Annotated in this window: 27 protein-coding genes; 7 read left to right on the top strand and 20 right to left on the bottom strand. The window is 74.9% G+C overall.

Going from position 1 to position 24517, the window contains the following annotated elements; all coding sequences use genetic code 11:
* Window positions 1–44 precede the first annotated feature (44 nt).
* From IEX99_RS05545 to IEX99_RS05505, 9 genes are all read right to left on the bottom strand, one after another.
* A complete protein-coding gene (locus IEX99_RS05545) occupies window positions 45–2042 on the bottom strand; it encodes an elongation factor G (RefSeq protein ID WP_188899031.1) in 1998 nt (665 codons plus the stop codon).
* A gap of 227 nt (window positions 2043–2269) precedes the next feature.
* Window positions 2270–3547, bottom strand: coding sequence for a flavin monoamine oxidase family protein (locus tag IEX99_RS05540; RefSeq protein ID WP_188899030.1), 1278 nt, complete (start codon window positions 3545–3547; stop codon window positions 2270–2272).
* Window positions 3548–3601: 54 nt separating this feature from the next.
* A complete protein-coding gene (locus IEX99_RS05535; protein WP_188899029.1) occupies window positions 3602–4114 on the bottom strand; it encodes a flavin reductase in 513 nt (170 codons plus the stop codon).
* Between the two features lie 113 nt (window positions 4115–4227).
* The gene (gene phoB / locus IEX99_RS05530) at window positions 4228–4965 is read right to left on the bottom strand and encodes a phosphate regulon transcriptional regulator PhoB (RefSeq protein WP_188899028.1); all 738 of its coding nucleotides are present in this window, start codon (window positions 4963–4965) and stop codon (window positions 4228–4230) included.
* A gap of 10 nt (window positions 4966–4975) precedes the next feature.
* Entirely contained in the window at window positions 4976–5707 is a 732-nt protein-coding gene (phoU, locus tag IEX99_RS05525; protein WP_188899027.1) for a phosphate signaling complex protein PhoU, read from the bottom strand.
* A gap of 24 nt (window positions 5708–5731) precedes the next feature.
* Window positions 5732–6574 (bottom strand): phosphate ABC transporter ATP-binding protein PstB, encoded by an 843-nt coding sequence (gene pstB / locus IEX99_RS05520; RefSeq protein ID WP_373285161.1) that lies wholly within the window; start codon window positions 6572–6574, stop codon window positions 5732–5734.
* Complete coding sequence (gene pstA / locus IEX99_RS05515; RefSeq protein ID WP_229677827.1) at window positions 6571–7518, bottom strand: phosphate ABC transporter permease PstA; 948 nt, start codon at window positions 7516–7518, stop codon at window positions 6571–6573. Before pstA ends, pstB begins: the two co-directional genes overlap by 4 nt.
* On the bottom strand, window positions 7515–8417 hold the full coding sequence (pstC, locus tag IEX99_RS05510; protein WP_188899026.1) for a phosphate ABC transporter permease subunit PstC: 903 nt from the start codon (window positions 8415–8417) through the stop codon (window positions 7515–7517). The genes pstA and pstC overlap by 4 nt, the downstream gene beginning before the upstream one ends.
* A 99-nt stretch (window positions 8418–8516) precedes the next feature.
* A complete protein-coding gene (locus IEX99_RS05505; RefSeq protein WP_188899025.1) occupies window positions 8517–9518 on the bottom strand; it encodes a PstS family phosphate ABC transporter substrate-binding protein in 1002 nt (333 codons plus the stop codon).
* A 408-nt stretch (window positions 9519–9926) separates the two neighbouring features.
* Between IEX99_RS05505 and IEX99_RS05500 the strand changes: the two genes are divergently transcribed.
* From IEX99_RS05500 to IEX99_RS05485, 4 genes are all read left to right on the top strand, one after another.
* A complete protein-coding gene (locus tag IEX99_RS05500) occupies window positions 9927–10280 on the top strand; it encodes a hypothetical protein (RefSeq protein WP_188899024.1) in 354 nt (117 codons plus the stop codon).
* A 346-nt stretch (window positions 10281–10626) separates the two neighbouring features.
* Window positions 10627–12189, top strand: coding sequence for an ABC transporter substrate-binding protein (locus tag IEX99_RS05495; RefSeq protein ID WP_188899023.1), 1563 nt, complete (start codon window positions 10627–10629; stop codon window positions 12187–12189).
* Between the two features lie 472 nt (window positions 12190–12661).
* Window positions 12662–13180 (top strand): Hsp20/alpha crystallin family protein, encoded by a 519-nt coding sequence (locus IEX99_RS05490; protein ID WP_229677826.1) that lies wholly within the window; start codon window positions 12662–12664, stop codon window positions 13178–13180.
* Between the two features lie 117 nt (window positions 13181–13297).
* Window positions 13298–13660, top strand: a complete 363-nt coding sequence (locus tag IEX99_RS05485; RefSeq protein WP_188899022.1) for an SPW repeat protein — start codon at window positions 13298–13300, stop codon at window positions 13658–13660.
* 208 nt (window positions 13661–13868) lie between these two features.
* Here IEX99_RS05485 and IEX99_RS05480 read toward each other — a convergent pair whose 3' ends face one another.
* From IEX99_RS05480 to IEX99_RS05465, 4 genes are all read right to left on the bottom strand, one after another.
* Window positions 13869–14681, bottom strand: a complete 813-nt coding sequence (locus tag IEX99_RS05480) for a creatininase family protein (RefSeq protein WP_188899021.1) — start codon at window positions 14679–14681, stop codon at window positions 13869–13871.
* 100 nt (window positions 14682–14781) lie between these two features.
* Window positions 14782–16026 (bottom strand): Zn-dependent hydrolase, encoded by a 1245-nt coding sequence (locus IEX99_RS05475; protein ID WP_188899020.1) that lies wholly within the window; start codon window positions 16024–16026, stop codon window positions 14782–14784.
* Between the two features lie 22 nt (window positions 16027–16048).
* Complete coding sequence (locus tag IEX99_RS05470) at window positions 16049–16489, bottom strand: VOC family protein (RefSeq protein ID WP_188899019.1); 441 nt, start codon at window positions 16487–16489, stop codon at window positions 16049–16051.
* A 140-nt stretch (window positions 16490–16629) separates the two neighbouring features.
* Window positions 16630–17094 (bottom strand): PilZ domain-containing protein, encoded by a 465-nt coding sequence (locus IEX99_RS05465; protein ID WP_188899018.1) that lies wholly within the window; start codon window positions 17092–17094, stop codon window positions 16630–16632.
* Window positions 17095–17310: 216 nt separating this feature from the next.
* On the opposite strand from IEX99_RS05465, the gene IEX99_RS05460 reads away from it, so the two are divergent.
* Together IEX99_RS05460 and IEX99_RS05455 are read left to right on the top strand one after the other, a co-directional pair.
* Window positions 17311–18522, top strand: coding sequence for a class I SAM-dependent rRNA methyltransferase (locus IEX99_RS05460; RefSeq protein ID WP_188899017.1), 1212 nt, complete (start codon window positions 17311–17313; stop codon window positions 18520–18522).
* On the top strand, window positions 18519–18971 hold the full coding sequence (locus tag IEX99_RS05455) for a DUF3293 domain-containing protein (protein ID WP_188899016.1): 453 nt from the start codon (window positions 18519–18521) through the stop codon (window positions 18969–18971). The genes IEX99_RS05460 and IEX99_RS05455 overlap by 4 nt, the downstream gene beginning before the upstream one ends.
* Here IEX99_RS05455 and IEX99_RS05450 read toward each other — a convergent pair.
* The 3 genes from IEX99_RS05450 to IEX99_RS05440 form a co-directional block, all read right to left on the bottom strand.
* Window positions 18923–19822: a MipA/OmpV family protein gene (locus IEX99_RS05450; RefSeq protein ID WP_188899015.1), complete on the bottom strand. Its 900-nt coding sequence runs from the start codon at window positions 19820–19822 to the stop codon at window positions 18923–18925. The genes IEX99_RS05455 and IEX99_RS05450 overlap by 49 nt on opposite strands.
* Complete coding sequence (locus IEX99_RS05445) at window positions 19819–20553, bottom strand: class I SAM-dependent methyltransferase (protein ID WP_188899014.1); 735 nt, start codon at window positions 20551–20553, stop codon at window positions 19819–19821. The genes IEX99_RS05450 and IEX99_RS05445 overlap by 4 nt, the downstream gene beginning before the upstream one ends.
* A gap of 128 nt (window positions 20554–20681) precedes the next feature.
* On the bottom strand, window positions 20682–21731 hold the full coding sequence (locus IEX99_RS05440; RefSeq protein ID WP_188899013.1) for an amidohydrolase family protein: 1050 nt from the start codon (window positions 21729–21731) through the stop codon (window positions 20682–20684).
* A gap of 163 nt (window positions 21732–21894) precedes the next feature.
* Between IEX99_RS05440 and IEX99_RS05435 the strand changes: the two genes are divergently transcribed.
* The gene (locus IEX99_RS05435; protein ID WP_188899012.1) at window positions 21895–22542 is read left to right on the top strand and encodes a nitroreductase family protein; all 648 of its coding nucleotides are present in this window, start codon (window positions 21895–21897) and stop codon (window positions 22540–22542) included.
* Between the two features lie 128 nt (window positions 22543–22670).
* Here the strand turns inward: IEX99_RS05435 and IEX99_RS05430 are convergent, their stop codons facing one another.
* The 4 genes from IEX99_RS05430 to IEX99_RS05415 form a co-directional block, all read right to left on the bottom strand.
* Window positions 22671–23255, bottom strand: a complete 585-nt coding sequence (locus IEX99_RS05430) for a nitrile hydratase subunit alpha (RefSeq protein ID WP_188899011.1) — start codon at window positions 23253–23255, stop codon at window positions 22671–22673.
* 1 nt (window position 23256) lies between these two features.
* Complete coding sequence (locus IEX99_RS22805; protein ID WP_188899010.1) at window positions 23257–23559, bottom strand: SH3-like domain-containing protein; 303 nt, start codon at window positions 23557–23559, stop codon at window positions 23257–23259.
* Entirely contained in the window at window positions 23556–23855 is a 300-nt protein-coding gene (locus IEX99_RS22800) for an SH3-like domain-containing protein (protein ID WP_188899009.1), read from the bottom strand. Before IEX99_RS22800 ends, IEX99_RS22805 begins: the two co-directional genes overlap by 4 nt.
* 59 nt (window positions 23856–23914) lie before the next feature.
* Window positions 23915–24517: SH3 domain-containing protein (locus IEX99_RS05415; RefSeq protein WP_308421471.1), on the bottom strand; the 603-nt coding region annotated here is incomplete at its 5' end.

The raw sequence follows: 24517 nt of genomic DNA, 5'->3' as shown, positions 1-24517 counted from the left end.
CCGGCCGGGGGCGTCCCCCGGCGCGCCCCGCCCGCGCCGCCGGCTCAGCGCGCCGCGGCCGCCGCAGGCACCGGGCCGCGCGCCTCCGCCAGGTGGTCGAAGCGGCGGCGGAAGGTGCCGAGGCCCATGGTGAGCGAGCGCAGCTCGATGATCAGGTCGTGCAGCTCGGCCTGCGGCACCAGCGCCTCGACCTCGTCCCAGCCGGGCCAGCCCTCCTTCTCCGCGTAGCCGAGGATCTGCCCGCGCCGTCCGGTGAGCAGGCGCTGCGCGCTCGCCGTGTAGTCGTTCGGCACCGTCACCGTCACGTGGTCGATCGGCTCCAGCAGCACCGGATCGGCCTTGGCCAGCCCCTCCTGCATCCCGATCCGCGTCGCGGTGGCGAAGGCCATGTCGGAGCTGTCCACGCTGTGGAACTGCCCGTCCACCAGCGTCACCCCGACATCCACCACCGGGAAGCCGAGCGGGCCCTTCCTGCACGCCTCCTCCGCCGCCTCGCCGACCGCCGGGATGAACTTCTTCGGGACCGCCCCGCCGACGATCCTGTCGGTGAAGAGGAAGCCCTCGCCGCGGCCGCGCGGCTCGATCTCCAGCTTGACGTCGGCGAACTGGCCGTGGCCGCCGGTCTGGCGCTTGTGGCGCGCGTGCTGGTGGACCGCGCGGCGGATCGTCTCCTTGTACGGCACCCGCGGATGCGCCGAGTTGAGCTTCAGGCCGTAATTCGCCGCCAGCCTCTGCAGCGCGTGGCCGAGATGGATGTCCCCCTGGCCGCGCAGCACGGTCTGGCCGAGCGCGGCATCCTGCTCGACCGAGATGGACGGGTCCTCCTCGGCGATCCGCTGCAGCGCGCCGGAGAGCTTGACGTCGTCCTTGCGGTCCTCGGTGGTGACGGCGAGCGCGTAGACCGGCTCGGGCGGCTGCGGGAAGGGCAGCGGCTCGGCGGCCGGGCCGGCGGCGAGCAGGGTGGCGCCGGTCGCCACCCCTTCCAGCCGGCCGAAGGCGACGATCTCGCCGGTCTCCGCCTCCGCCACGCGGGTCGCCTCGCCGCCGGGGAAGCGGGTGATGCTGCCGATGCGCACGCCGCCCATCTGCTGGCCGTCCCTCACCGGTCCGCGCCAGACGCGGGCGAAGGACAGCTTGCCGCCATGCCCGGTGTGCAGGGTCTTGAAGACCTGCACCAGCGGCTCGCCCTCCGGCGCCACGCCGCGGCGCGAGGCGGTGACGAGCGGGTTCGGCCCGTCGTGGCGCAGCGCCTTCCACAGCCGCTGGATGCCGCTGTTCTGCTCGGCCGCGCCGAGCATCACCTCGACCACGGCGCCCTTCTCGATGTCGGCGTGCAGCGGACGGAACACCTCCTCGGGCGTGACCGCGGCGTCCTCGAGCACCTTCTCGAGCAGGCCGTCGTCGTGGTCGGCGAGCACCTCGAGGAGCGCGCTGCGCGCCTCGGCCTCGCGCTCGCGCATCGCGGCCGGCAGGGCGATGAGCTCGGAGGGCTCGCCCCTGCGGAAGCGGTAGGCGCGCTCGCTGATCACGTCGACGTAGCCGGTGACCTGCTCGCCCTCGCGGATCGGGACCTGGCGCAGCACCAGCGGCCGCCTCGAGTAGGGCTGCAGCGCCGCGAGGGTGTCGCGGATGCGGCCTTCGCCGAGGGTGTCGATCTTGTTGACGAAGATGATGGTGGGAATCCCCCCCGCCTCGAGCTGCTTGAGCAGCGGCGCGACGGCGAGGGCGCGGTCGGGCGAGGGCTCGCAGACCAGCACGGCGATGTCGCAGACCGCCAGGGCGCAGGCCGCCTCGTAGGCGAACTCGACCGAGCCCGGCGCGTCGATCACCGCCCAGGGGTCGCCGAGATAGGCGCCGTGCCCGACGCGGAGCTCGGTGCCCATGATCCGGCTGCGGGGATCGGCGCTGCGCCGGGCCGCGCCGCCGGCGGCGGCGAGCAGGGCCTCGTACAGCGTGGACTTGCCGCTTCCCTGCGGGCCCACCAGGGCGACGGAGCGGGGCCGCGCCCCGCCTTCTGGTCTCGCTGCGGATGCTTCAGGCATCGGATCGGCGCCTCCCACGCGCGTGCCGCGGCGCCTGCGCGCGCGCGGCCTCCATCCGGTTGTGCCGGGGCGGCCGGGGCAGCCTGGGCCGGTGCGGGGGACCGACCGGGCCGCGCATGCCGCCGCGATCGCCTCCTGGCGACGGGACTGTAGCCCAGCGCGAGGCGGGGGCGAGCCCCGGAAATGTCACGGTCGGCGGCGGCGCCGGGCGCCCCGCCGGCACCGCCTCAGCCGAGCGCCGCGGCGACCGCCCGCGCCGCCGCGCGCCCGCTCTCCCACGCCCCGGCGACGGTGCCGGCGAGCCAGGTGTGGCACGCCTCCCCGGCGAAGCGCAGCCGGCCGCCGGCGAGCGCGGCCCCGGCCAGCGCGGCCCGGGCGCCGGCGCATCCCGGCCGCGCGTAGCTGTAGGCGCCGCGGACGAAGGGGTTGGCGCCCCAGTCGGTGACCACCGCCGCCGGCGCGCGCAGCGCGCGGGCGACGCGGGCGGCGCCGAAGCACCGCGCCAGCTCCTCCCGCGCGAAGGCCTCCGTCGCCGCGGGGCCGGCGCGGGCGAGCTCCCACGCCGCCCGGCCGCCGACGAAGCCGACCAGGTGGTCGCGCCCGAACGGCCAGGCGTGGAAGCTCATCGCCGCCTCCTCCGGCGAGTCGACGCGGCGCCAGAGCGCGGCGAAGGGCGGCAGGTCCAGCCGGTCCTCCCCGGCGGCGCGGAACGCCACCTTGGTGAGCAGGCCGAGCGGCAGCCCCGCCACCGCCTCGCGCACCGCCTGCGGCAGCGGCGGATCGAAGGCGATCCCGCCCGCGCCGAGCACGCCGGTCGAGACGGTCACGACGCAGGCGCGCGCCGCGAGCGCGCCCTCCGGCGTGTCGAGCACGACCCCTTGCCCGCCCCAGCGGATCCGTGCGACCGGCACCCCGGTCCGGATCGGCAGCCCCTGCGCGAGGCGGCGCACCAGCGCGCCGACCCCAGCCTCGGGCATCAGGTTGGGCGGGCCGAGGGCGTTCGCCGCGAAGTCGCGCAGGCTCAGCTCCCCGAGCTCGGCGGCACTGATCAGCGGCCCCTGGCGGTGCGCCACGGTGGCGTCCCAGAACCCGCCGCGCGGCACCGCCTCGGCGAGCGGGAGGTCGGCCGCCGCCGCCGCGCGCGCCGCGACCGTCGCGTCGAAGCGCGCCATCGCCGCCTCCAGCGCCGCGACCTCCTCGGGCGTCGCGCGGCGCGGCCCGACGACGACGCGGCGCTCGCGCACCGCGTCGGAGTCGACGAGCCGCAGGCCGAGCGCACGCGCCAGCGGCACCAGCGGGTTCGCATCCGCGAGGTGCAGCCAGGACGCCCCGTGGTCGAACGGGGCGCCGAGGCGCGCATCCTCGGTGAAGGCACGGCCGCCGACCCGCCCCATCGCCTCCACCACCAGGCAGGAGAGGCCGAGCGCGGCGCATTCGCGCGCGGCGGCGATGCCGGCGGCGCCGGCACCGACGATCGCGACCTCGGGGGCGGTCGGGAGGACCATGCGCGCGGGCCGGCCTGTCGGCGGACGGGAGCGGGACGCGCGGCTGCGCCCGGCTCAGCCGCCGTCGCGCGGGGTGGGGCCGCCGAGCCGGTGGTAGTTGCGCGCGAAGTAGATCAGCGCCTCGCCGCCGGGGTCGCCCTGGCGGATCGCCTCGACCTCGGCGAAGACCACGCTGTGGGTCCCGCGCTCGACCACGTCCACGATGCGGCAGTCGAAGGACGCGACCGCGCCCTCGAGCACCGGCGCGCCGGTCGCGAGCTCGGTCCACCGGGCGCAGGCGAAGCGATCCTCGCCGGAGAGGCCGGTGCGGCCCGAGAAGGTGTCGGAGACCTCGCGCTGGCTGGCGGCGAGGGTGTTCACGCAGAGCACGCCGTTCGCCTTGAACAGCGGATGGGCGCTCGCCTTGCGGTTCATGCAGACGAGCAGCGTCGGCGGGTCGTCGGTGACGCTGCAGACGGCGCTGGCGGTCAGCCCGCCCCGGCCCGCCGGCCCGCCGGTGGTGATGACGTTCACCGCCGCGCCCAGCCGGGCCATGGCGTCGCGGAATCGTTCGGGGGGGACGGTCATGCGCTGCGCCTGCCTCGGCCTGGTCCGCGGTCCTGGGTGCTCCCGGCCGCAGCATGCCGCCTCGCGCCGCGCTCGGGTAGGGGCAGGAGCGGGGCGCGCCGCCGCGGCCCCTGTCAGCCCGGGTCGGGCCCGGTGTCGAGGGCGTAGCCCGCGGAGCGCACGGTGCGGATCAGGTCCGGCTCGCCGGGCCCGTTGATGGCGCGGCGCAGCCGGCGGACGTGCACGTCCACGGTGCGCGGCTCGACGTGGATGTCCTGCCCCCACACCGCGTCGAGGATCTGCTCGCGCGAGAACACCCGGCGCGGATGCCGGAGGAGGAACTCGAGCAGGCGGTACTCGGTCGGCCCGAGGTGCAGCGCCCGCCCCTCGCGCGTCACGCGATGCGCGTCCTGGTCCATCGCGAGCCCGGCGAAGGCGAGCACGCCCCGCGGCGGCGGCGCCGCGCCGCCCGAGCGGCGGAGCAGAGCGCGGATCCGCGCGAGCAGCGCCTCCATCGCGAAGGGCTTGCCGATGTGGTCGTCGGCCCCGGTGTCGAGGGCACGGACCGCGTCCTGGGCCTCGGTCCGCGCCGTCAGCATGATGATCGGCAGGTTGCGCGTCGCCGGCCGGCGGCGGATCTGCCGGCACACCTCGAGGCCGGAGAGCGTGGGCAGCATCCAGTCGAGCAGCACCAGATCCGGGCGGGATTCGGCCACGCGCAGCAGCGCCTCCTGGCCGTCCGCCGCCTCCTCCACCCGGAACCCCTGCTTCTCCAGGTTGTAGCGGAGCAGGGTGAGGAGCGGCGCCTCGTCCTCGACGACCAGGATCGTGGGCCTCGCGGCGCCGCCGGCCGCGGCGCGGGCGTCGGTCATCGCGGTCGCCTCAGCCCTCCGGCGGCCGCACGACGGCGGAGACGGAGGTGTCGGCCTTCGGCCGGTCCTCCGGCAGGGTGTCGCCGCGCACCGCGTAGTGGACCATCTCGGCGATGTTGGTGGTGTGGTCGCCGATGCGCTCGAGGTTCTTGGCGATGAACAGCAGGTGCGTGGCCGCGGTGATGTTGCGGGGGTCCTCCATCATGTGGGTCAGCATCTCGCGGAAGATGCCGTTGTAGATCTCGTCCACCGGCTCGTCGGCGGCCCAGACCTCGTCGGCGCGCGCCGCGTCGTCGTGCACCAGCGCGTCCATCGCGCCCTTGAGGTTCTCCTGCACCAGCCGCGCCATGCGCTCGAAGCCGTTGAGGCTGCCGATCGGGGGCAGCCCGGCGAGCACGATGGCCCGCTTGGCGGCGTTGCGGGCGTAGTCGCCGATGCGCTCGAGCGCGTGGCTGATCCGCATCGCGCCGACGATCAGGCGCAGGTCCTGCGCCATCGGCTGGCGCAGCGCGAGGAGGCGCACGCAGAACGCCTCGATGTCGCGCTCGAGCTGGTCGATCTGGGCGTCGCGCCGGACCACCTCCTCCGCGAGTTCCGTGTCGCGACGGACCAGCGCCGCCGTCGCGTCGGCGACCTGGCGCTCGGCGAGGCCGCCCATGCGGGCGACCATGTCGCGCAGGCGCTGCAGATCCTGGTCGTAGCTGCGCACCGTGTGCGCCGGCGTGGTCGTCTCTCCCACCATGGTCGCGCCCTCCTGCCGCCGCGATCAGCCGAAGCGGCCGGTGATGTAGTCCTGGGTCTGCTGGATCCGCGGGGCGGTGAAGATCTGGCCGGTCTCGCCGAACTCCACCACCTCGCCGAGGTACATGAAGGCCGTGTGCTGGGACACCCGCGCCGCCTGCTGCATGTTGTGGGTGACGATGACCACGGTGACGCGGCCGGCGAGCTGCTGCACCAGGTCCTCGATCTTGGCGGTGGCGATGGGGTCGAGCGCCGAGGTCGGCTCGTCGAACAGGATCACCTCGGGGTCGGTCGCCATGGCGCGGGCGATGCAGAGCCGCTGCTGCTGCCCGCCGGAGAGCGCGGTGCCGGGCTCGCGCAGGCGGTCCTTCACCTCGTCCCAGAGGGCGGCGTCGCGCAGCGCCGCCTCGACCTTCTCGTCGAGCGCGGCGCGGCGGCGCTCGCCGCGCAGGCGCAGGCCGTAGGCGACGTTCTCGTAGATGGACTTCGGGAAGGGGTTCGGCTTCTGGAACACCATGCCGATGCGCATCCGCACCGCCATCGCGTCCACCCGGCGGTCGACGATGTTGACGCCGTAGGGCTCCATCAGCACCTCGCCCTCGTAGCGGGTGCCGGGGTAGAGGTCGTGCATGCGGTTGAAGCTGCGCAGCAGCGTGGACTTGCCGCAGCCCGAGGGCCCGATCAGCGCGGTGACGGCGCCCTCCTCGAAGGCGAGGTTGATGCCCTTCAGCGCGTGGAAGGCGCCGTAGTAGAAGTGGAAGTCGCGGCAGCGCAGCTTGACGCGCCGCTCGGCCGGCGCCTCCGCGGCGGACGCCGCGACGCCGGCGCGCACCGCCGGCGGCGGCGTCCTCAGGGCGGCCTCGTTCACCACTTGACCTTCCTCCTGACGCGGATGCGGATGTAGATCGCGGTGAGGTTCATCGCGATGGTCATGAGGATCAGCACCAGACCGGCCGCCGCCGCGTTCGGCAGGAAGTCGGTGCCCGGCCGCGAGACCCAGTTGAACATCTGGATCGGCAGCACCGTGAACGGGTCGAACAGCCACTGGAAGCTGACGAACGGGAACTCGGGCCGCACCGGCGGCGCCGGCAGGAAGGCGATGAAGGTGAGCGCGCCGATGGTGATCAGCGGCGCCGTCTCGCCGATGGCGCGGGAGAGCGCGATGATCACGCCGGTCGCGATGCCGCCCGACGAATAGGGCAGCAGGTGGTCCGCGATCACGCGCCAGCGGGTCGCGCCGAGCGCGTAGGCGGCCTCGCGCACCGTCGGCGGCACCGCCCGCAGCGCCTCGCGCGTCGCGACGATGATGATCGGCAGCACGAGCAGCGCGAGGGTGAGCCCCGCGGTGAGGATGCTCCGCCCGAGCCCGAGCAGGTAGACGAACAGCCCGAGGGCGAGCAGGCCGTAGATGATCGAGGGCACGCCCGCGAGGTTCGAGACGTTGACCTCGATCACCGCGGTAAGCCGGTTCTTCGGCGCGTACTCCTCGAGATAGATCGCCGCGGCGATGCCGAGCGGGATGGTGACCACCGCGGTGACCAGCATCACCAGCGCCGTCCCGACCCAGGCCGAGAGGATCCCCGCCTGCGCCGGCCGGCGCGAGGGGAAGCTGGTCAGGAACTGCAGGTCGAGCCGCGGCAGCCCGCGCACCGCGAGGTCCACGATCAGCGCCGTCAGGGTCAGCACGCCGATCATCAGCGCGACCAGCCCGATCGCCGCGAAGATCAGGTCGGCGTTGGACCGCAGCCGGCCGACCGACGCCCGCGGCATGCCGCGGGCCGCCGCCTCGGCGGAGAGCGCGCCGCCGCTCATTCGTAGATCTCCCGGAAGCGCCGGCGCAGCGCGTGGCCGGCCAGGTTGAACAGCAGCGTCAGCACGAACAGCGTGAGTCCCGCGGCGAAGATCGACTGGTAGCCGATGCTTGCGTGCGGCAGGTCGCCGAGCGAGACCTGCACGATGTAGGCGGTGATCGTCGCCGCCGGCTGCGTCGGGTCGAGGGTGAGGTTCGGCTGCTGGCCGGCGGCGATCGCCACCACCATCGTCTCCCCCACCGCGCGCGAGGCGGCGAGGATGCAGGCCGCGGCGATCCCGGAGAAGGCCGCCGGCACCACGACCTTGAGCGCCGTCTCGACCCGGTTCGCCCCCATCGCGAAGGAGCCCTCGCGCAGGCTCATCGGCACCGCCCGCATCGCGTCCTCGGCGAGGGAGGAGACGTAGGGCACGATCATGATGCCGATCACGATGCCGGCGGAGAGCACGTTGAAGCCCGGCAGGTCGGGCAGGACCGTACGCTGCAGCAGGGGCGTGACGAGGAACAGCGCGAAGTAGCCGAACACCACCGTCGGGATGCCCGCCAGCAGCTCGAGCACGGGCTTGACCGTCTCGCGCATCCGCTCCGAGGCGAACTCCGAGAGATAGATCGCGATCGTCAGCCCGAGCGGGATCGCCACCAGCAGGCCGACGCTCGCCGAGAGCACCGTGCCCGCGAGCAGCGGCAGGATGCCGTAGCGCGGCTCCGCGAAGAGCGGGGTCCACATGGTGTCGGTGAGGAACTCGACGACGCTGACCTCGCGGAAGAAGGCCGAGGACTCGTAGATCAGGATCGCCGCGATCGCCGTGGTGACCAGGATCGAGGAGACGCCGGCGAGGAACAGAAGCCCCTCGATCGCGCGCTCCTTCGCCCTCTGCCGGGCGGGTATGCCCTCAAGCATCCTGGGGGGGGTCCTGTTCCGTCCGTTCTCGCCGGCGGGTGAATTGGCCGCCGCGCGCGGCCGGCGCAAGCGCCGCCCGCACGGGGGCCCGCCGGCCGGCTATTCGCGCGGATCGTGCCGCAGGACCTCCACGATCGGCATGCCGACCTCCGGCTGCCCGCCGTACCCGGTCCCGGCGATCCGCTCGCGGATGCGCCGCAGGCCGATCTCGTAGGCCTGCTCGGGCAGCGGTACGTAGCGGACCTCGCGGATCAGGTTGCGCCCGGCCGGGGAGAGGTAGAACTCGGCGATGCCCCGGACCTCCGGCCGGTCCAGCGCCTGGAGGTTCACGTAGAGGAAGAGCGGGCGCGACAGCGGGGAATAGGTGCCGTCCTCCACCGTCTCGGCCGAGGGCCGCACGCAGCCGCGCCCGCCGTCCACCGCGACCGTCCGCAGGGTGTCGGCGTGGGAGGCGACGTAGGAGAAGGGGATGTAGCCGAGCGCGTTCGGGTCGCGCGCCACGCCCTGGACCAGGACGTTGTCGTCCTCGCTCGCCGTGTAGTCGCCGCGGCTCGCCTTGGCGCGGCCGACGACGGCCTCGGTGAAGTAGTCGAAGGTGCCGCTGTCCGCGCCGGGCCCGTAGAGGGTGAGGCGCGCGTCGGGGAAGCCCTGGCGCACCTGGTTCCAGTTCGTGATCCGGCCCTGCGCCGCCGGTTCCCAGACGCGCCGGAGCTCGGCCACGGTCAGGCATTCGACGAAGCGATTCCGCGGACTGACGACGACGGTGATGGCGTCGAAGGCGATCGGCAGCTCGACGTAGCGGACGCCAGCGCGGCGGCATTCCTCCATCTCCGCCTGCAGGATGGGGCGGGAGGCGTTCTGCATCTGGGTCTCGCCGCGGCAGAACTTCTTGAACCCGCCGCCGGTGCCGGAGATGCCGACGGTGACGCGCACGTTGCGGTTGGCGCGCTGGAACTCCTCGGCGACGGCCTCGGCGATGGGGAAGACGGTGCTCGACCCGTCGATGGTGATGGTCGCCTGGGCGGCCGCGGGCGCCTGGTGGATCAGCATGGCGGCGATGGTCGCGGCGGCGGCGAGCGGGCCGGTGGTTCTGTGGCTCATGGGGTGGCGCTCCTTTCGAGGTGGCTCGGGCGCGGCGGTACGCGCGCGGGAAGGGAGCCGTCCTTCGCCGCTTGGCGCTCCGGCGCGCCGGGGTTCCCGGAAGCGGTGGCGGGCGGGCGGCCGTCTCCGGACCGGTTCTAGGCGCGGGCCGAGGCGGTCGTGTTGCGGTTTGGTGAATCTTTGATGACGGTCGGGGCGGATCGGCCATCACGCCCTGGCGGCGGCGCGTGGCCAGGCACGGGCACGCCGACCTTGCGCGGGGGCCGAGGGCCGGCGACCCAAGGATCCGCCGGGTCTGACACCGTCAAGCCACGGGCAAGGGATTTTTCACGTTGGATGCGATCATTTTTCTGTGATTGCGCGCCGTCCTGTGGCATCCTCATGCCGTCAAGGCAACGGAACCCGGCAATGGCGCAGCAGAACAACACCGGCCTGGTCGCGACGCTCGAGCGGCTCCTCGCCGGCGGCGCGGTCCTCTTCCTCCTGCTCGCCGCCGGCATCGCCCTGCTCCTCGTGCTGGAGGACCCCAACGCGCCCGCCCGCTGCGCCGCGGCCGCCGCGGGCTGGATGGAGGCCGTCGGCTGCCTCGGCGACAACGGCTACGGAGCCGCGATCCGGCTCGCCCTCGGCGGCGTCGGCGTCGGCCTATTCGCCGGCCTCCTCACCTCCCTGCGGAGCCGCGCCGAGGACCGGGAGCTGACCAACACCCTCCACGCGGTGCTCGCGGCCAGCGCCGAGGCCAGGCAGCGCGAGACGGCCTGAGCCGGCGGCAGCCCCGGCCAGGCGCCGCGCCACCAAGGCTGGCGGGCGACCGCCTCGTCGCCCCGGGAGCCGCCTCAAGGCGGGAAGTGCGGATGCGCCTCCCGATCGGCGCCGGACCGGTGCCGATGACCGCGGGCCGCGCCGGCGCGGCGGAAGCCCCCGGCACCGCGTGGCGCGGCCGCGCCCCTCCGCATCGCGAGGGCCGAAGCCGGTGGACCGGGCGGCGCCACCGGTGCAGAGTGCCGCACAACGGCGCCCCCGCTCCGCGCGAGCGGCGGGACCGGCGCGCGGCCGTCGCGGTTGCGGCGCGCGAACCCGCCACCGCAACAGGGAGGACAACATCAAGATGCTCAGGGCATGGCACGCGGCGGCGCTGGCGGCGCTGACCGCCTGGGCGCCGGCGACGAAGGCGCAGAACTTCTCGGTCGGCTCGGCCTCGATCATCGGCTCGCTCGACCCGCACTTCTACAACGTCGGCCCGAACAACGCGGTCGCCGCCACCTTCTTCGACCGCATGCTGGAGAGCGACGCCCAGGCGCGCGTCCACCCCGGCCTGCTCGAGAGCTGGCGCCTCCTCGCCGACGACACCTGGGAGTTCCGCCTGCGCGCCGGCGTCCGATTCCACAACGGCGCGGAGTTCACCGCCGAGGACATCGCCTTCACCATCGCCCGCCTGCCGACCATCGTGAACAGCCCGGGTTCCTTCACCACCTACACGCGCTCGATCGCGGCGGTGGAGGTGGTGGACCCGATGACGGTGCGGATCCGCACCAACGGCCCCTACCCCAACCTGCTGGTGGACCTCGCGCGCATCGCCGTCCTCAACCGCCGCACGCACGAGAACGCCACCACCGACGACTTCAACGCCGGCCGCGCGGTGATCGGCACCGGTCCCTTCCGCCTCGTCGAGCACCGCCCCAGCGACCGCATCCTGATGGCCCGCAACGACGCCTACTGGGGCGAGAAGCCGCGCTGGGAGCGCGTGGACTACCGGATGGTGACCAACGATCCGGCCCGCACGGCGGCGCTGCTCGCGGGCGACCTCGACGCCATCGAGCAGGTCCCGACCTCGGACATCGCGCGACTGCGGCGCGACCCGCGCATCGCGATCTCGGAGACCGAGAGCCTGCGCAACGCCTTCCTCGTGTTCGACCACAGCCGCGAGGGCGCCACTCCCTTCGTCGCCGACAACGACGGCAGACCGCTCGAGCGGAACCCGCTGAAGGACCGGCGGGTGCGCCAGGCCCTCTCGATCGCCATCGACCGGCACGCGATCGTGGAGAGGGTGATGGAGGGCGCCGCGAGCCCGAGCATGCAGTTCGTCGGGCAGGGCGTGTTCGGCCACGTGCCCGACCTGCAGCCGCCCCGCGCCGACCCCGAGGCCGCGCGCCGCCTGCTCGCCGAGGCCGGGTACCCCAACGGCTTCCGCATCACCCTGCACACCTCGAACGACCGCTACCAGAACGACGCGCGCACCGCGCAGGCGGTCGGCCAGATGTGGACCCGCATCGGCGTGCGCACGCAGGTGGAGGCGATGCCCTTCACCAACTTCATCGGCCGCGCCAGCCGCCAGGAGTTCTCCGTCTGGTACGCCTCCTGGGGCAGCTCGACGGGCGAGACCTCGGGGGCGATGCGCTCCGCCCTCATGACCTTCAACCGGGAGCGCGGCACGGGCGCGGTCAACCGCGGCCGGTACTCCAACCCGGAGTTCGACGCCAGGATGCTCGCCGCGATGCGCGAGATGGACGACGAGAAGCGCGAGCAGTTGCTGCAGGAGGCCATGCGCTTCGTGATGCAAGACCACCCGATCGCCCCGATGCTGCTCTTCCGCAACATCTGGGCGATGCGGAGCGGCATCGCGCACACGCCGCGGGCGGACGAGCTGACGCGGCCGCAGGACTTCCGCTGATGCTGGCGACATCGCTCGTCGATTGATGCCGGGCCCGCGCGCTGACGCGGGGAAGCCGGACGATCCGGAGGCCGCGCCCGGCGCCTAAGGCAGTGGTCGCCGGGTCGGCACCGCACCGCGGCCCGCCCCCCGCCAGCAGGCGGGCCGCCCTCTTGACACGCGCGGCAACGAAACCAACTCACGGGCGTCGAGTGCCCGATCGGGGCTCGGCGCTCCGTGTCCCTCGCTCCATGTCGCTCGCAGGTTCGGGGATATGGTCAGGGGAGCGCTCCCGGGGGCCCGCCACCGCCCGCGCCGCCCCGCAGCCGATGGCGGCCGGGAATGGCGGTGGCCTCCGCAGCGGCGCGACGTCGCCCGCCGCGCTCCGCCTCGTGCGGACCATCTCTCCTCCCGGGCCATGTCGAGGAGGCGGCCGACCGCCAGGCCCCCGGCATCGGGCACCCCACTTGGCACGGATGGAGGAGATGCAGCCATGACCGCGATGAGGAGCATGCGCGACATCGCCCCCTGGACCGGCGGTCGCTCGCGCATCCCGACGATCTTCCGCGACGAGCCGGGCAGCCTGTTCGCCACCCTGCGGCAGGAGATGGACCGGCTGTTCGATGACGTCTTCCGCGGCTTCGGCATGCCGATGACGACCCGTTTCGGCGGCCTCGCCGCCGACTGGCCGGCCGTCGAGGTCGTCGAGACCGACGGCGAGTACCGCCTGACCTTCGAGATCCCCGGCGTCAACGAGAAGGATGTCGAGGTCCTGCTCGAGGACGGCGCGCTCGTCGTCCGCGGCGAGAAGCGGAGCGAGACCGAGGACCGCGACCGCCGCTTCACCGAGCGCTTCTACGGCCGCTTCGAGCGCCGCATCCCGCTCGACCGGGAGGTCCAGGAGGATGCGATCCGCGCGGAGTTCCGCAACGGCGTGCTGGCCGTGATCGTGCCCAAGGCGCCGCACGCCGCGCAGCGGACGAAGCGCATCCCGGTGCAGGTGGCGGCCTGATCGCCGCCCCGGCGGGGATCGAGCGGTGCGCCCCCTCGGGCGCGGGCCGGCGGGACCGGACGGGGCCGCGGTCGCGCCGGCCAGGAGGATCGGAGGCCCCTGGAAGGAGGCAGTCCGATGACACGCCACGCCACCTGGAAGTCCCTGATCGCCGGCAGCCAGCTCGTGCTCGGGCTGGTCCTGCTCCTCACCCCCTGGATCTTCGGCTTCTCGGCCGCGGCGACCCCGGCCTGGTCGGCCTGGATCGCCGGCCTGCTGATCGCCCTGATCGGCGCCGGCGCCCTGGCCGGCTACGCCTACCCGGCCGCCTGGGCCAACCTGGTGCTCGGCATCTGGGCGATCGTCGCGCCCTGGATCCTGGGCTTCGCCGCCCTTGCCGCGGCGATGTGGAGCCACGTCGTACTCGGCGCCCTGGTGCTCCTGGCCGCCGCCGTGGCGCTCTGGATGGAGCATGAGGCGCCGACCCAGGCGCACGCCTGAGGCCCGGCAGGCCTGCGACAGCCGGGCCATGCGAGGGCCGGGCCCCCCGGGCGCCCGGCCCTTCTTCCGCACCCGTCGCGAAGGTAGGCCGCCCGCGCAGGATACGTGACGGGCGCCCCCGGCCGTGGACGGCGCGGAGCCTGTCGCCGCCGCCCGGCGCAGCCGGACGGCACCGCGCGCCACCCTCCCGATCGTCCCGCCGCGGCGATCAGCCTTCCGACGGCGGGCGTTGCGCCCGGCCGGGCGCCCAGACCGGGTCGGGCTGGCGCCACAGCGCCGGATCGCGCATGGCGCGCGCGAGCGCGCCGGCGACCGCGGCGACGATGCGCTCCCCCTTCTCCGCCGTCGCGGCGCGCGGATCGCCGCGCACGCCGGTGCGCGGGGCGCGCTCCTCGAAGCTCCAGAAGCGCGAGAAGGCGGCGGCAGGCGAGGCGCCGGCCGCGGCGTCGGAGGCAGCCTCCGCGATCCGCTCCCGCCGCACCTGGGCCGCATCGAGCGCGAGCCAGACGCTGGTCTCGCCCTCGCAGGCGTGCTGCACGCCGGGCTGGGTGGTCAGCACCGCGGCGATCTCGGCGGCGGCGACGGCGGGCCAGGAGGTCACCACCACCGGGATCCCGAACTCGTGCGCCAGCTCGCGCGCCGAGACGGCGAGCGGCTCGATGTTGCCGCCGTGGCCGTTGACGATCAGCAGCCGCCGGAACCCGTCGGCGCGGATCGAGCGGACGACGCAGCGCAGCAGCGCGTGGAAGGTCGCGTAGTCCACGCTGATCGTGCCGCCGAAGGGGAAGTGGTGCTCGGAGAGCCCGGTCCAGACCGGCGGCAGCACCACGGCGGGGACGTCCCGCGCCTGCTCGGCGGCGCGGCAGGCGAGCGCGTGGGCGATGAAGCTGTCGGTCCAGACCGGCAGGTGCGGGCCGTGCTGCTCGAGACTGCCGACGGGCAGCACGACCAGCGCGTCGCGCGCGGCGAGCGCCTTGAGCTCGGGCGCGGTGAGGCGGTCCCAGCGGATCTCGGAGGTCATCGGCGGCGTTCCTTCCCGTGCGGGCGGTGCGGCGAGGTCGGGGGCGGGAGCGGCCCCGGTCCATCGGGGCCGCGCGGGGCGCGGGCGCTCTCCCCCTCGCTCAGAGGGGGCGGTTGGCGCGCGCCACCACCGCCTCGAACAGCACCTGGGCCCCGGCCTCGGCCTCCTCCGGGAGGATGCTCTCGGCCTCGTTGTGCGAGAGCCCGTCCTTGCAGGGCGTGAAGATCATCGCGGTGGGGACGCGGCGCGCGACATAGACCGCGTCGTGCCCGGCGCCGCTCACGATCTCCCGCGCCCCGTAGCCGAGCCTGGCCGCGGCCTGGCGCACCAGGTCCACGCACTCCGGGTCGAAGGGCTGGTGCGCGAAGCGGAACAGCTCCGTCAGCTCCAGGCCGACGCCGCAGCCGCGCGCGATCGCCTCCGCCTCGCGCGGGAACTCGGCGGCGAGGCGCTCGATCTCGGCGGTGTCCGGGTGGCGGAACTCGACGCTGAAGCGCACCTCTCCCGGCACGACGTTGCGGCTGTTCGGCAGCACCTGGACGAAGCCGACCGTGCCGCGCCCGTCCTCGCCCCGCGCGCGCATCATGCGGTCCACCAGGTCTATGATCCGCGCCGTCGCCACCAGCGCGTCCTTGCGCGCCGAGGGCGGCGTGGTGCCGGCGTGCGAGTCCCGGCCGGTGCACACCGCGTCCCACCACACCTGCGCCTGCGCGCCGGTGACGATGCCGATCTGCTTGCCCTCCCTCTCGAGGATCGGACCCTGCTCGATGTGCAGCTCGAAATAGGCGTCGGCGGGGAAGGACTGCGCCGGCTCCGGCCCCTTGTAGCCGATTGCGTCCAGCGCCTCGGAGACGCTCACCCCCTCCACGTCCCGCAGCCCATAGGCCTTCTCCAGCGGATAGACGCCGGCCCAGACGCCGCTGCCCATCAGCGAGTGGCCGAAGCGGCTCCCCTCCTCGTCGGTCCAGTTCACCAGCTCGAGCGGCGCCTCGGTGACCAGGCCGAGGTCGTTCAGCGTGCGCATCACCTCGAGCCCGGCGAGCACGCCGAGCGCCCCGTCGAACTTCCCGCCCGAGGGCTGGCTGTCGAGATGGCTGCCGAACATCACCGGCTTGCGGCCGGGGTCGCGCCCCTCGCGCCTCGCGAACATGTTGCCGATCGCGTCCACGCGCACCTTGAGGCCGAGCGCCTCGCACCACTCCGCGAAGCGCTGCCGGCCGCGGCGGTCCACGTCGGTGAGCGTCAGGCGCCGCACGCCGCCCTTGGGCGTGGCGCCGATCTCGGCCATGGCCATCAGGCTGTCCCACAGCCGCCTGCCGTCGATCCGCTGGTTGGTGCCGCTCATGCTGCGCAAGCCCTTCGTTCGGTCAGTAGATCGGCCAGATCCCGGGCGTCGCCAGCTCGCCGAGATGGCCGTCCGGATCGCGGAAATAGAGGCTGCGGCCGCCGCGCGGCCAGTCGGTGCGGCCCTCGATGGCGATGCCCTTGGCGGCGAGGCGCGCCTCCCAGGCCGGAAGGTCGGCGCGGGCGACGGCGAGCGCGTAGTGCACCGGACCCGAGCCGTCATGCGGCGGGATGGTGCCGCCCGGCAGCCGCGTCGCCTGCATCGCGGCGCCGCGCTGGAACACGAGCAGCGCGCTGCGCCCGCCGACACCGTAGGCGGTGAGGCGCGCATCGGCGAACATCGGCCGCAGGCCGAGCACGCCCTCGTAGAAGGCCCGGGCGCGCGCCATGTCGTCCACGTAGAGCGCGGTCTCCAGCACGCCGGCGAGCGGCGGCGGCGGGTCGTCCTGCGGCGGGGCCGTCATGCGGTCATGATGCGCCGCCCCCGCCGCGCCGCAACCCCGAAGGTCCCGGCAGGCGGGGAAAGCGCCCGGGGAAGGAGACGGCGCGCCCCTGCCCCGCGCTTCGGCCGGAGGGCGCGCCGGCCTGCCGCGGCGGCCACGCCTCAGGGGTGCCGGCGCTGGGCGCGCTCGCGCAGCAGCGCCTCGAGCCGGGCGCACGCCGCCTCGGCCGCCTCCGCCGCCTCGCGCAGGGCCTCGTCGTCGAAGAAGCGCACGGCGCACAGCCGCTGCATCGCCTCCTGCAGCCGGCCGTCGCGCAGGGCCTCGTAAGCCACCCACGCCAGCTCGGCGGCCTCGCGGCGCAGGGTCGCCTCGCCGACGAATTCGAGGCCGATCTCCAGCCCGCGCACCCAGCGGCGCCGCGCGGGAAAGACGCCGCCCCCCGCGAAGTGCAGCTCGACCCGCTCCGGCGGGACCACGGGCTGGGCCACGCGCACACGGGCACCGCGCTCGCCGCTGTTCAGCACCACGCAGTCGAAGATAGCGTCCCCGGCGACGATCTTCGCCCGCTTGAGCACGCCGAGGCGCGGCGCCCGCCGCCGCTCGCCGCCCGCCCGGGTCCCGGGCATGGCCATTGCCCGGGCCGCCTCGTCTTCCGCGAAAGCGCCCCTGTCCATGTCGCCGCCCCCTGTCCACGGCGGGGTGCGGGACCGAACCTGTCCCGCGCCCCCGGCGGCTTCCGCGCCGTTCCCCGTGCGGCGGCGCAGATACCGATACCGGACCGATTCGAAAAGGGGGGCGGCACCCGTGCGCGTCCCCCCGGCGCGTGCTACGGCGCACGGCGCATGTCCGAGACGCCCCCCTCCTCGACCCGTCCCGTCGTCCGCCTCCTCCCCGGCCGCGACCGCCGCGTCAAGGCTGGCCACCCCTGGGCCTTCTCCAACGAGATCGCGATGGACGCGGCGGCGCGCGCCGTTCCGCCCGGCAGCGTGGTGCGGCTGGTCGGCGACGACGGCATCGTCCACGGCGCCTGGCACTTCAACCCGCACAGCCTGATCGCCGCCCGCCGCCTCGATCGCGATCCGGAGGCGGCGATCGACGCCGCCTGGTTCCGGGCGCGGCTCGCCGCGTGCCTCGCGCTGCGCGAGCGGTTGTATGCGACGCCGTTCTATCGGCTCGTGCACGCCGAGGCTGATGGCCTGCCCGGGCTGGTGGTGGACCGCTACGGCGACGCCCTCGCGCTGCAGGCCAACACCGCGGGCATGGACCGCGCCACCCCGGCACTGGTCGAGGCCCTCGCCGCCCTCCTCGCGCCGCGCGCCGTCGTCGCCCGCAACGATGCCGGCGTCCGCCGGCTCGAGGGGCTGCCCGAGGAGATCCGCCCCCTGCACGGCGCGCCCGAGGCCGGCGCGACGGTCGAGGAGGGCGGCGTGCGCATCCCCGTGGATCTGCTCGGCGGGCAGAAGACGGGCTGGTTCTTCGACCAGCGCGAGAACCGCGACCGCGTCGCGCGGCTCGCCGCGGGCGCCGAGGTCCTCGACGCCTTCGCCCACACCGGCGCCTTCGGGCTGCGCTGCGCCGCCGCCGGCGCCGCCCGCGTGACGCTGCTCGATTCGAGCGCGCCCGCCCTCGCCATCGCCGCGGACGCGGCGCGCGCGAACGGCCTCCACGATCGGGTCGGGATCCGCCGCGCCGACGCCTTGGAGGAGCTCGCCCGGACCGCCGAGACCGGGCGGCGCTTCGACATCGTCGTCGCCGACCCGCCTGCCTTCGCGAAGAGCCGCAAGGACCACGGCCCGGCGCTGCGCGGCTATGCCAAGCTCGCGCGGCTCGCGGCGGCGCTGGTCGCGCCGGGCGGCTTCCTCTTCCTCGCCTCCTGCAGCCACCACGTCGCGCCCGGCGAGTTCGCCGAGGCGGTGGTTCACGGCCTGTGGCGCGCCCGCCGCCGCGACCGCGCACGCATCCTGTTCCAGGGCGGCGCCGGCCCCGACCACCCCGTCCATCCCCTGCTGCCGGAGAGCGCCTACCTCAAGGCGATGCTCCTGCACCTCCCATGAGCGGCACCGCGGCCGCGCCGGCGAAGCTGCTGCGCGCCTGGCGCGCCACCGCCTACGAGGCCGAGGGCGCGGTGGCGCGCATCGGCCGCCGCAGCGCCGCGGTGGACCGCCTGCTGCGCCGCCTCGGGGCGCGCCAGGGCGCCTTCGTCTCCGCCTGGAACCCACAGGCGCGCCGCCTCCCGCCCGGGCACAACATGCGCCGCCACGCCGCGCTGCGCCAGGCCGCGCGGCGCCTCGGCTTCGCCGAGGGCTGGGGACGCGGCCGCTGCTGGGCGGAGCGCCACCTGCTGATCGCCGGCGACCCGCGCCGGCTCGCGGCGCTCGCCCGGCGCTTCCGCCAGCGCGGCATCGTCGTCGTCCGCCGCGGCGCGCCGGCCCGCCTGATGCTCCTGCCGCCCCCTCACTCGAGCGGATCGGCCGTCGCCGCCACCGTGTCCGTGCTGCGGTAGAGCGTCCAGGAGAAGCCGGCCGCGACGCTCACGTTGAAGTCGCGGCGGAACAGCGGGCTGTCGGCGTTGGTCGCGCCGGCGAAGTTCTCGAACCGCGCGCCGGCGATCAGCGAGAGGTGCTCGGTGACCGGCACGCGGTAGCTGAACTGCAGCCGCGTGCCGAGATAGCCGCCGCGCGCGCGGTAGGCCGGCCTGTCGGGCCGCGCGAACTCCGGCGCGACGCCGTAGAAGTAGTCCATGAACCGCTCGTTCGCGAGCACGACGCCGAGCCCGATGCGGAACCGGCTGCGCGGGATGAGGAGGTCGCGCTGCTCCCAGGCGATGTCCGGGTTGAACACCCAGCCGCGGAACCGCATGTTCGACAGGTCGGTCGAGAACACCGCGCGCACCGGCGTCTCCAGCATGACGCGCCGCGGCGCGGCGGGATCGCGCCAAAGCGTGATGCGCAGCGTCGGGCCGATCTCGCCCATCCAGTCGAGATCGGGCATGCCCTCGCGCGCGCGGTTCTCGCGCGAGGACACCGGGAACGACCCCGAGGCGCTGAACGAGAACTCCACTCCCCCGTCGCGCCAGGCGCGCAGCCGCGCCCCAAATTCGTCCGCGCGCAGCAGCTCGCCGCGATAGGTGATGGAGGGCGAGACGATGCCGCGCAGCCGGCTCTGCGCCGCCCCCGGATAGTCCGGCACGTACCCGCCGCCGCCGAGGATGCCCATCTCGAGCAGCGGAAGCCTTTCCTGCGCCCGTGCGGGCGGCGCCGCCTCCGTCTGCCCCAGCGCGGGCCCGGCGGCGGAGAGCACGAGCGCCGCCGCCAGGGCGAGGCGGCGCAGCGGCGAGGGCGGCGGCCGCGTCACGCGCCCTCCCGTTCGGCGTGCAGCAGGACGTTGGGCAGCGGCGTCGCGCCCCAGCAGGGGGCGATGGCGACGCGGGCGAATCCGGCCTCCCGCAGCGCGCCGGCGAGGACGCCGAGCGGCAGCGGCGCGATCGCCGTGCGCCCCGTCTCGCCGCGGAACACGCGGCCGAGCTGCTCCACCGCGAGGCCGAAGGTGCTGCGCCAGCCGCGCCCGGGATCGAAGACGCGGATCACGACCCGCCGCCGCGCCGCAGCCGCCGCCCGGGGCAGCAGCGCCCGCTGCGCCGCGGCCGGAAGCTGGTAGAGCACGTCGATCAGCAGGACCGTGTCCGCCTCCGGGAACGCGACGCCGGGATCGAGCAGATCGCCCTCCACGAACCCGGCGGGCAGACCGGACGCGGCGGCGCGCGCCTCCTCGAGCTTCGCGCGATCGCGGTCGAGGCCGAGCAGCGCCGTCGCGCATCCCGCCTCGAGCAGGGCGAGCCCGAGCTGGCCGCGGCCGCAGCCTAGGTCGAGCACCCGCCCGAACGGCCGCGCGGCGCCGAGCGCCAGCAGCGCGGCCGTCGCCGGATCGGACCGCAGCTTTCCCCGCACGTATCCCTGCGCCCAGCGCGATGCGCCCGCGTAGCGGGCGGCGACGGCGCGGCACACCGCGGCGCGGCCGCGCACCGCCGCCGGTGCGAGGCCGGCGCGACCATCCGCCTGGGCAGTGTCGAGGGAGGAAGGCGGCACGGATTCGGATCACGCGATCGGGAGCCTTCGGACTATGGGTGAGCCGCCGCGCCATGGCAACGCCGCGACGCGGGCCGGCCCGCGGCCCCGCGCGGCGCAACGCGCCGGCCGCGGACCCCCGGCCCGCCCTACAGCCGGTACACCCGCCGCGCCGTGCCCGCGAACAGCGCCGCCTTCTCCGCCGGCGAGGCGCCGGCGGCGATGCGCTTGAAGGCGTTCCACAGCGCCGCGTAGCCGATGCCCATCTTCTCGACCGGGAAGTTGCTCTCGAACAGGCAGCGGTCGGCGCCGAAGAGCTCGATGCAGGTCTCGATCCAGGGGCGCCAGAGCTCCGCGAGCCGCGCGGAACCGGGCGGCGCCTCCGCCGCGCCGTAGTCGTAGGCGGCGAGGCGCATCATCATGCCGCCGAGCTTGACGACGACGTTCGGGCAGCGCGCCAGCTCCGCCATCGGCGCCTTCCACGCGGCGAAGACCTCGTCGCGCCTCCCCGCATAGGGGCCGTAGCCGAGCGGGCCGCCGCAATGGCCGAGGACGAACCGCGTGTCGGGGAAGGCGCGGACGAGCTCCACCGCCTCCGGCAGTTGCGGGTGGAACACCCAGAGGTCGAAGGCGAGGCCCATCGCGGTCAGGCGCCGGAGCCCGGCGCGGAACTCCGGCCGGCGCAGCAGGTGCGGATGGGGGTGGCCGTTGCCGATCACCGGGTCGGCGTCCCAGGCCGCGGAGTGGCGGACGCCGCGGAAGCGGCCGCCCGCCGCCCGGACATGCGCCTCCAGCACCGGCTCCACGCGGTCGCCGAGCGCGAGGTCCGCGAAGCCCACGATGCCCGCGGCGACGCGCGTCGGGCCGTACTGGCCGCTCGCGCTCATCGCCGCCTGGCCGGCGACGAACTCCGTCTCGCCGACCGGGCGCATCTCCTCCGGGCCCGCGGCGCGGTACATGGCGTGGCACTGCACGAAGACCGTGGCGACGACGTTGTGCCCGCTGCGCAGGTCGGCGAGGAAGTCGTCGAGCAGGTAGCGGTTGCCGTCCGGCCGGTCCCAGAGGTGGTGGTGCGCGTCCACGATCGGCAGGTCGGGCTCGAGCACCGGCTCCGGCGGCTGCCTCGCCAGCCAGGCCGGATCGGGCGGGAAGATGCGGCCGTAGGGGGTGGGCGAGGGGATGCTGCGGTTCGGGGCCATGCGTGCGCGCTGCTTCTCCTGCGGCCGCGGCCTCGCGGCGGCCCCGCGGATTGGCGCACGACGCGCCCGCGGACTCAAGCCGGCCTGAGTCCGCGGGCGCGTTGCCCGCGCCGGCACGGCGGGGCTAGCCTGCTCCCCCGCCGCTCGGCGACAGGGGGAGGCGATGCCCGAAGGAACCGACGTCTTCGAGATCATGCACACCACGCGGGCGATGCGCCGGCTGAAGCCGGACCCGGTGCCCGACGAACTCATCCGCAGGATCCTGGAGGCCGGCACCTGCGCCGCCAACGGCGGCAATTTCCAGCGCTGGCGCTTCCTCGTGATCAAGGACCCGGCGATCAAGAAGGCCGTGCAGGTCTGGTACAAGAAGGCGTACGACGAGGTGATCGGCCCCCGCTACGCCTCCAGCGCGCCGCCGCCGGGCGTCACCGCGGAGAAGTACCGGCGCCAGCACGCCGCCGTCGAATACCTGACCGAGCACTTCCACGAGGCCCCCGTCTGGATCGTCTGCTGCCTCGAGGAGAGCGGCCCGCCGAACCGCTGGTCCGGCGCCTCGATCTACCCGGCGGTGCAGAACATGCTGCTCGCGGCGCGCGCCCTCGGCCTCGGCGCGACGCTGACGACGCGGCACCTGCTGTTCGAGAGGGAGGCGGAAGCCGCGCTCGGCCTGCCGCCGGGCGTGCACTCCTACGCCATCCTCCCGATCGGCTGGCCGATGGGGAGGTTCGGCCCGGTCGGGCGCGGCAACCTGTCCGAGTTCGTCTTCGGCGACCGCTGGGGCGAGCCCTGGAGCGGCGCGGCGCAGGGCTAGAGCCGTTTCCGCTCGGCCGTGCGCGCTGCAACGGCGCTCGCTCGTTGTCTGCCGAGCCGATTCACGCTCCCGGCTGTTCCCGGCCCTCCGCGATCTGCTCGACCGCGGCGCGCCGCCCCCGGCGCCGCTCAGGGCACCCTGGGCAGCGCCACGCCGACCAGCGCGTCGCGGGTGACGATCGAGGCGAGCCGCTCCTCGCTCCACCCCTCCGTCCCCGCCGGGCGCATCGGCAGCACCATCCAGCGGTAGTCCGCGGTGCTGTCCACGACGCGGATCTCCACGCTGTCCGGCAGGTGCGTGCCCCACTCCGCGAGCACGCCGCGCGGGTCGCGCACCGCCCGCGCCCGGTACGCCGCCGACTTGTACCAGTGCGGCGGATAGCCGAGCACCGCGCGCGGATAGCAGCTGCACAGCGTGCACACGACGAGGTGGTGCCGCGTCGGCGTGTCCTCGAGCACCCCGAGCGGCGGGGCGCCGGCCATGGTCACCCCCATCGCCTCCGCCGCCGCGGTGCCGTCCGAGAGCAGCAGCGCGCGGTAGGCCGGATCGGTCCACGCCTTCGCCACCATGCGCGCGCCGGTCTCGGGCGAGGCGCGGTCGGTGATCGCCTGGCGCTCGGCGATCTCCTCCTCGGTGAGGATGCCCCTGGCGCTCAGCGCCGCGACGAGCTTCTCCAGCAGTTCCACGCTCTCCGGGCGGGGCGGGGCGGCCATCTCAGTGCCTCCCTTCGGCAAGGGGTTCGAGCCAGTGCTCGAAGATCTCGACCAGCACCGTGTCGCGCGGGTTGCCCTCGTCCCACAGCGGCTTCTGGTCGAAGCGGACGTGGTAGAGCGTCCGGCGCGGCGCCGGGCGGCCGAAGGCGAGGTCCTCGGGGTTCGGGAACGCCCCGAGCACGCGCTCCACCGTGCCGGTGCGGCCGCGCACGTAATGCGGCGTGCGGATGTGGCACGGCCCGCGCTCCTCCGGCCAGTCGTCCCTGACGCGCACGCGGGCGCCGGGGGCGATGGCGGCGCTCATCGCAGCTCCTCCGGCGCGATCACGCCCTTCTCGAGCATCAGGCTGGCGATCGAGCGCAGCCAGCGCTCGTAGTAGCCGAGGGCGTGGTACTCCTCGGCCGGGATCGCCTCGATCCCGCGGCGCAGCTCGTCCACCGTCATCAGCTTCTTCTGCGCGAGGAGCTGGCGCACCGCGTCCACCCGCTTCCCGAAGTCGTCGGGCGGCGAGTCGTCGGGGTCGATCGGCGTGCAGCGGAAGCGGCTGGCGCCGCCGAGGTCGTGGGTGGCGGGGGTGTGGGCCGGGGCGTCGTCGGGCATGGCGGAAGGCTAGGACGGGGCGGCGGCGCGAGTAAAGCGGGGCCGGCGCGCGGTCGCGCCTACCTGACCTCCTCCCCCGGCCAGACGCCCCAGATCTCGGCGCGCCGGATCCAGCCCCGGTGGTTCCCGACCTGGCCCTCGCACCAGGCACTGTCGGCCTCGCAGCGGCGCAGCCGGCCGATCACCCCGGGGCGCAGCCGCGCGACCGGGGCGGCCTCCGCATCCGGGCTGCGGCGCAGCAGGCGCTCCTCGCCGCCGCGCACGAGGAAGCTGCGCCGGGTGGTGAGGGTGGAGACGTGCACCCAGCCCTCGGTGCCGTCCACGTCGCGGATGCGCCGCCAGACGTCGTGCTCGCGCAGGATCTCCACCGGCCAGTCGCGGCGCTGGAAGGTCCACTCGATCGGGTAGCGGGTGCCCGGCCCGGCACGCAGGTTGACCTGGTCGGACCGCAGCGCGGCGAAGCGCGGCAGCGGCAGCCCGGTGACCGGGCCGGTCTGCCACGTCGGGGGAGATTCCGGCGGCGCGACGGCGGCCTCGGGCGGCCGCGGCGCCGCGGCCGCGCCGGCGGCCGCACCTGCCGCCACGCCCCCGGCCGTCGTCGCGGCCGGTGGCCGTGCGCCGGCGGCGGGGGCGGCGGCGCGCGGCGCGCCGCGGCGCGCGGG

This window comes from Caldovatus sediminis, assembly GCF_014644455.1.
In the GTDB taxonomy this organism is placed as follows: Bacteria; Pseudomonadota; Alphaproteobacteria; order Acetobacterales; family Acetobacteraceae; genus Caldovatus; species Caldovatus sediminis.
Note: the sequence above shows the minus strand (reverse complement) of the source record. Positions and strands in the feature narration are given on the sequence as shown.

Coding starts and splice junctions, on each gene's coding strand:
- IEX99_RS05455 (WP_188899016.1), top strand. CDS start 18,519: ATGAGCGGCACCGCGGCCGCGCCGGCGAAGCTGCTGCGCGCCTGGCGC.
- phoB (WP_188899028.1), bottom strand. CDS start 4,965: ATGACCGACGCCCGCGCCGCGGCCGGCGGCGCCGCGAGGCCCACGATC.
- IEX99_RS05505 (WP_188899025.1), bottom strand. CDS start 9,518: ATGAGCCACAGAACCACCGGCCCGCTCGCCGCCGCCGCGACCATCGCC.
- IEX99_RS05535 (WP_188899029.1), bottom strand. CDS start 4,114: ATGACCGTCCCCCCCGAACGATTCCGCGACGCCATGGCCCGGCTGGGC.
- IEX99_RS22800 (WP_188899009.1), bottom strand. CDS start 23,855: ATGCCCGACGACGCCCCGGCCCACACCCCCGCCACCCACGACCTCGGC.
- IEX99_RS05470 (WP_188899019.1), bottom strand. CDS start 16,489: ATGACGGCCCCGCCGCAGGACGACCCGCCGCCGCCGCTCGCCGGCGTG.
- pstA (WP_229677827.1), bottom strand. CDS start 7,518: ATGAGCGGCGGCGCGCTCTCCGCCGAGGCGGCGGCCCGCGGCATGCCG.
- IEX99_RS05540 (WP_188899030.1), bottom strand. CDS start 3,547: ATGGTCCTCCCGACCGCCCCCGAGGTCGCGATCGTCGGTGCCGGCGCC.
- phoU (WP_188899027.1), bottom strand. CDS start 5,707: ATGGTGGGAGAGACGACCACGCCGGCGCACACGGTGCGCAGCTACGAC.
- IEX99_RS05430 (WP_188899011.1), bottom strand. CDS start 23,255: ATGGCCGCCCCGCCCCGCCCGGAGAGCGTGGAACTGCTGGAGAAGCTC.
- IEX99_RS05435 (WP_188899012.1), top strand. CDS start 21,895: ATGCCCGAAGGAACCGACGTCTTCGAGATCATGCACACCACGCGGGCG.
- IEX99_RS05440 (WP_188899013.1), bottom strand. CDS start 21,731: ATGGCCCCGAACCGCAGCATCCCCTCGCCCACCCCCTACGGCCGCATC.
- IEX99_RS05545 (WP_188899031.1), bottom strand. CDS start 2,042: ATGCCTGAAGCATCCGCAGCGAGACCAGAAGGCGGGGCGCGGCCCCGC.
- IEX99_RS05460 (WP_188899017.1), top strand. CDS start 17,311: ATGTCCGAGACGCCCCCCTCCTCGACCCGTCCCGTCGTCCGCCTCCTC.
- IEX99_RS05490 (WP_229677826.1), top strand. CDS start 12,662: ATGACCGCGATGAGGAGCATGCGCGACATCGCCCCCTGGACCGGCGGT.
- IEX99_RS05485 (WP_188899022.1), top strand. CDS start 13,298: ATGACACGCCACGCCACCTGGAAGTCCCTGATCGCCGGCAGCCAGCTC.
- IEX99_RS05500 (WP_188899024.1), top strand. CDS start 9,927: ATGGCGCAGCAGAACAACACCGGCCTGGTCGCGACGCTCGAGCGGCTC.
- IEX99_RS22805 (WP_188899010.1), bottom strand. CDS start 23,559: ATGAGCGCCGCCATCGCCCCCGGCGCCCGCGTGCGCGTCAGGGACGAC.
- IEX99_RS05480 (WP_188899021.1), bottom strand. CDS start 14,681: ATGACCTCCGAGATCCGCTGGGACCGCCTCACCGCGCCCGAGCTCAAG.
- IEX99_RS05465 (WP_188899018.1), bottom strand. CDS start 17,094: ATGCCCGGGACCCGGGCGGGCGGCGAGCGGCGGCGGGCGCCGCGCCTC.
- pstC (WP_188899026.1), bottom strand. CDS start 8,417: ATGCTTGAGGGCATACCCGCCCGGCAGAGGGCGAAGGAGCGCGCGATC.
- IEX99_RS05475 (WP_188899020.1), bottom strand. CDS start 16,026: ATGAGCGGCACCAACCAGCGGATCGACGGCAGGCGGCTGTGGGACAGC.
- IEX99_RS05495 (WP_188899023.1), top strand. CDS start 10,627: ATGCTCAGGGCATGGCACGCGGCGGCGCTGGCGGCGCTGACCGCCTGG.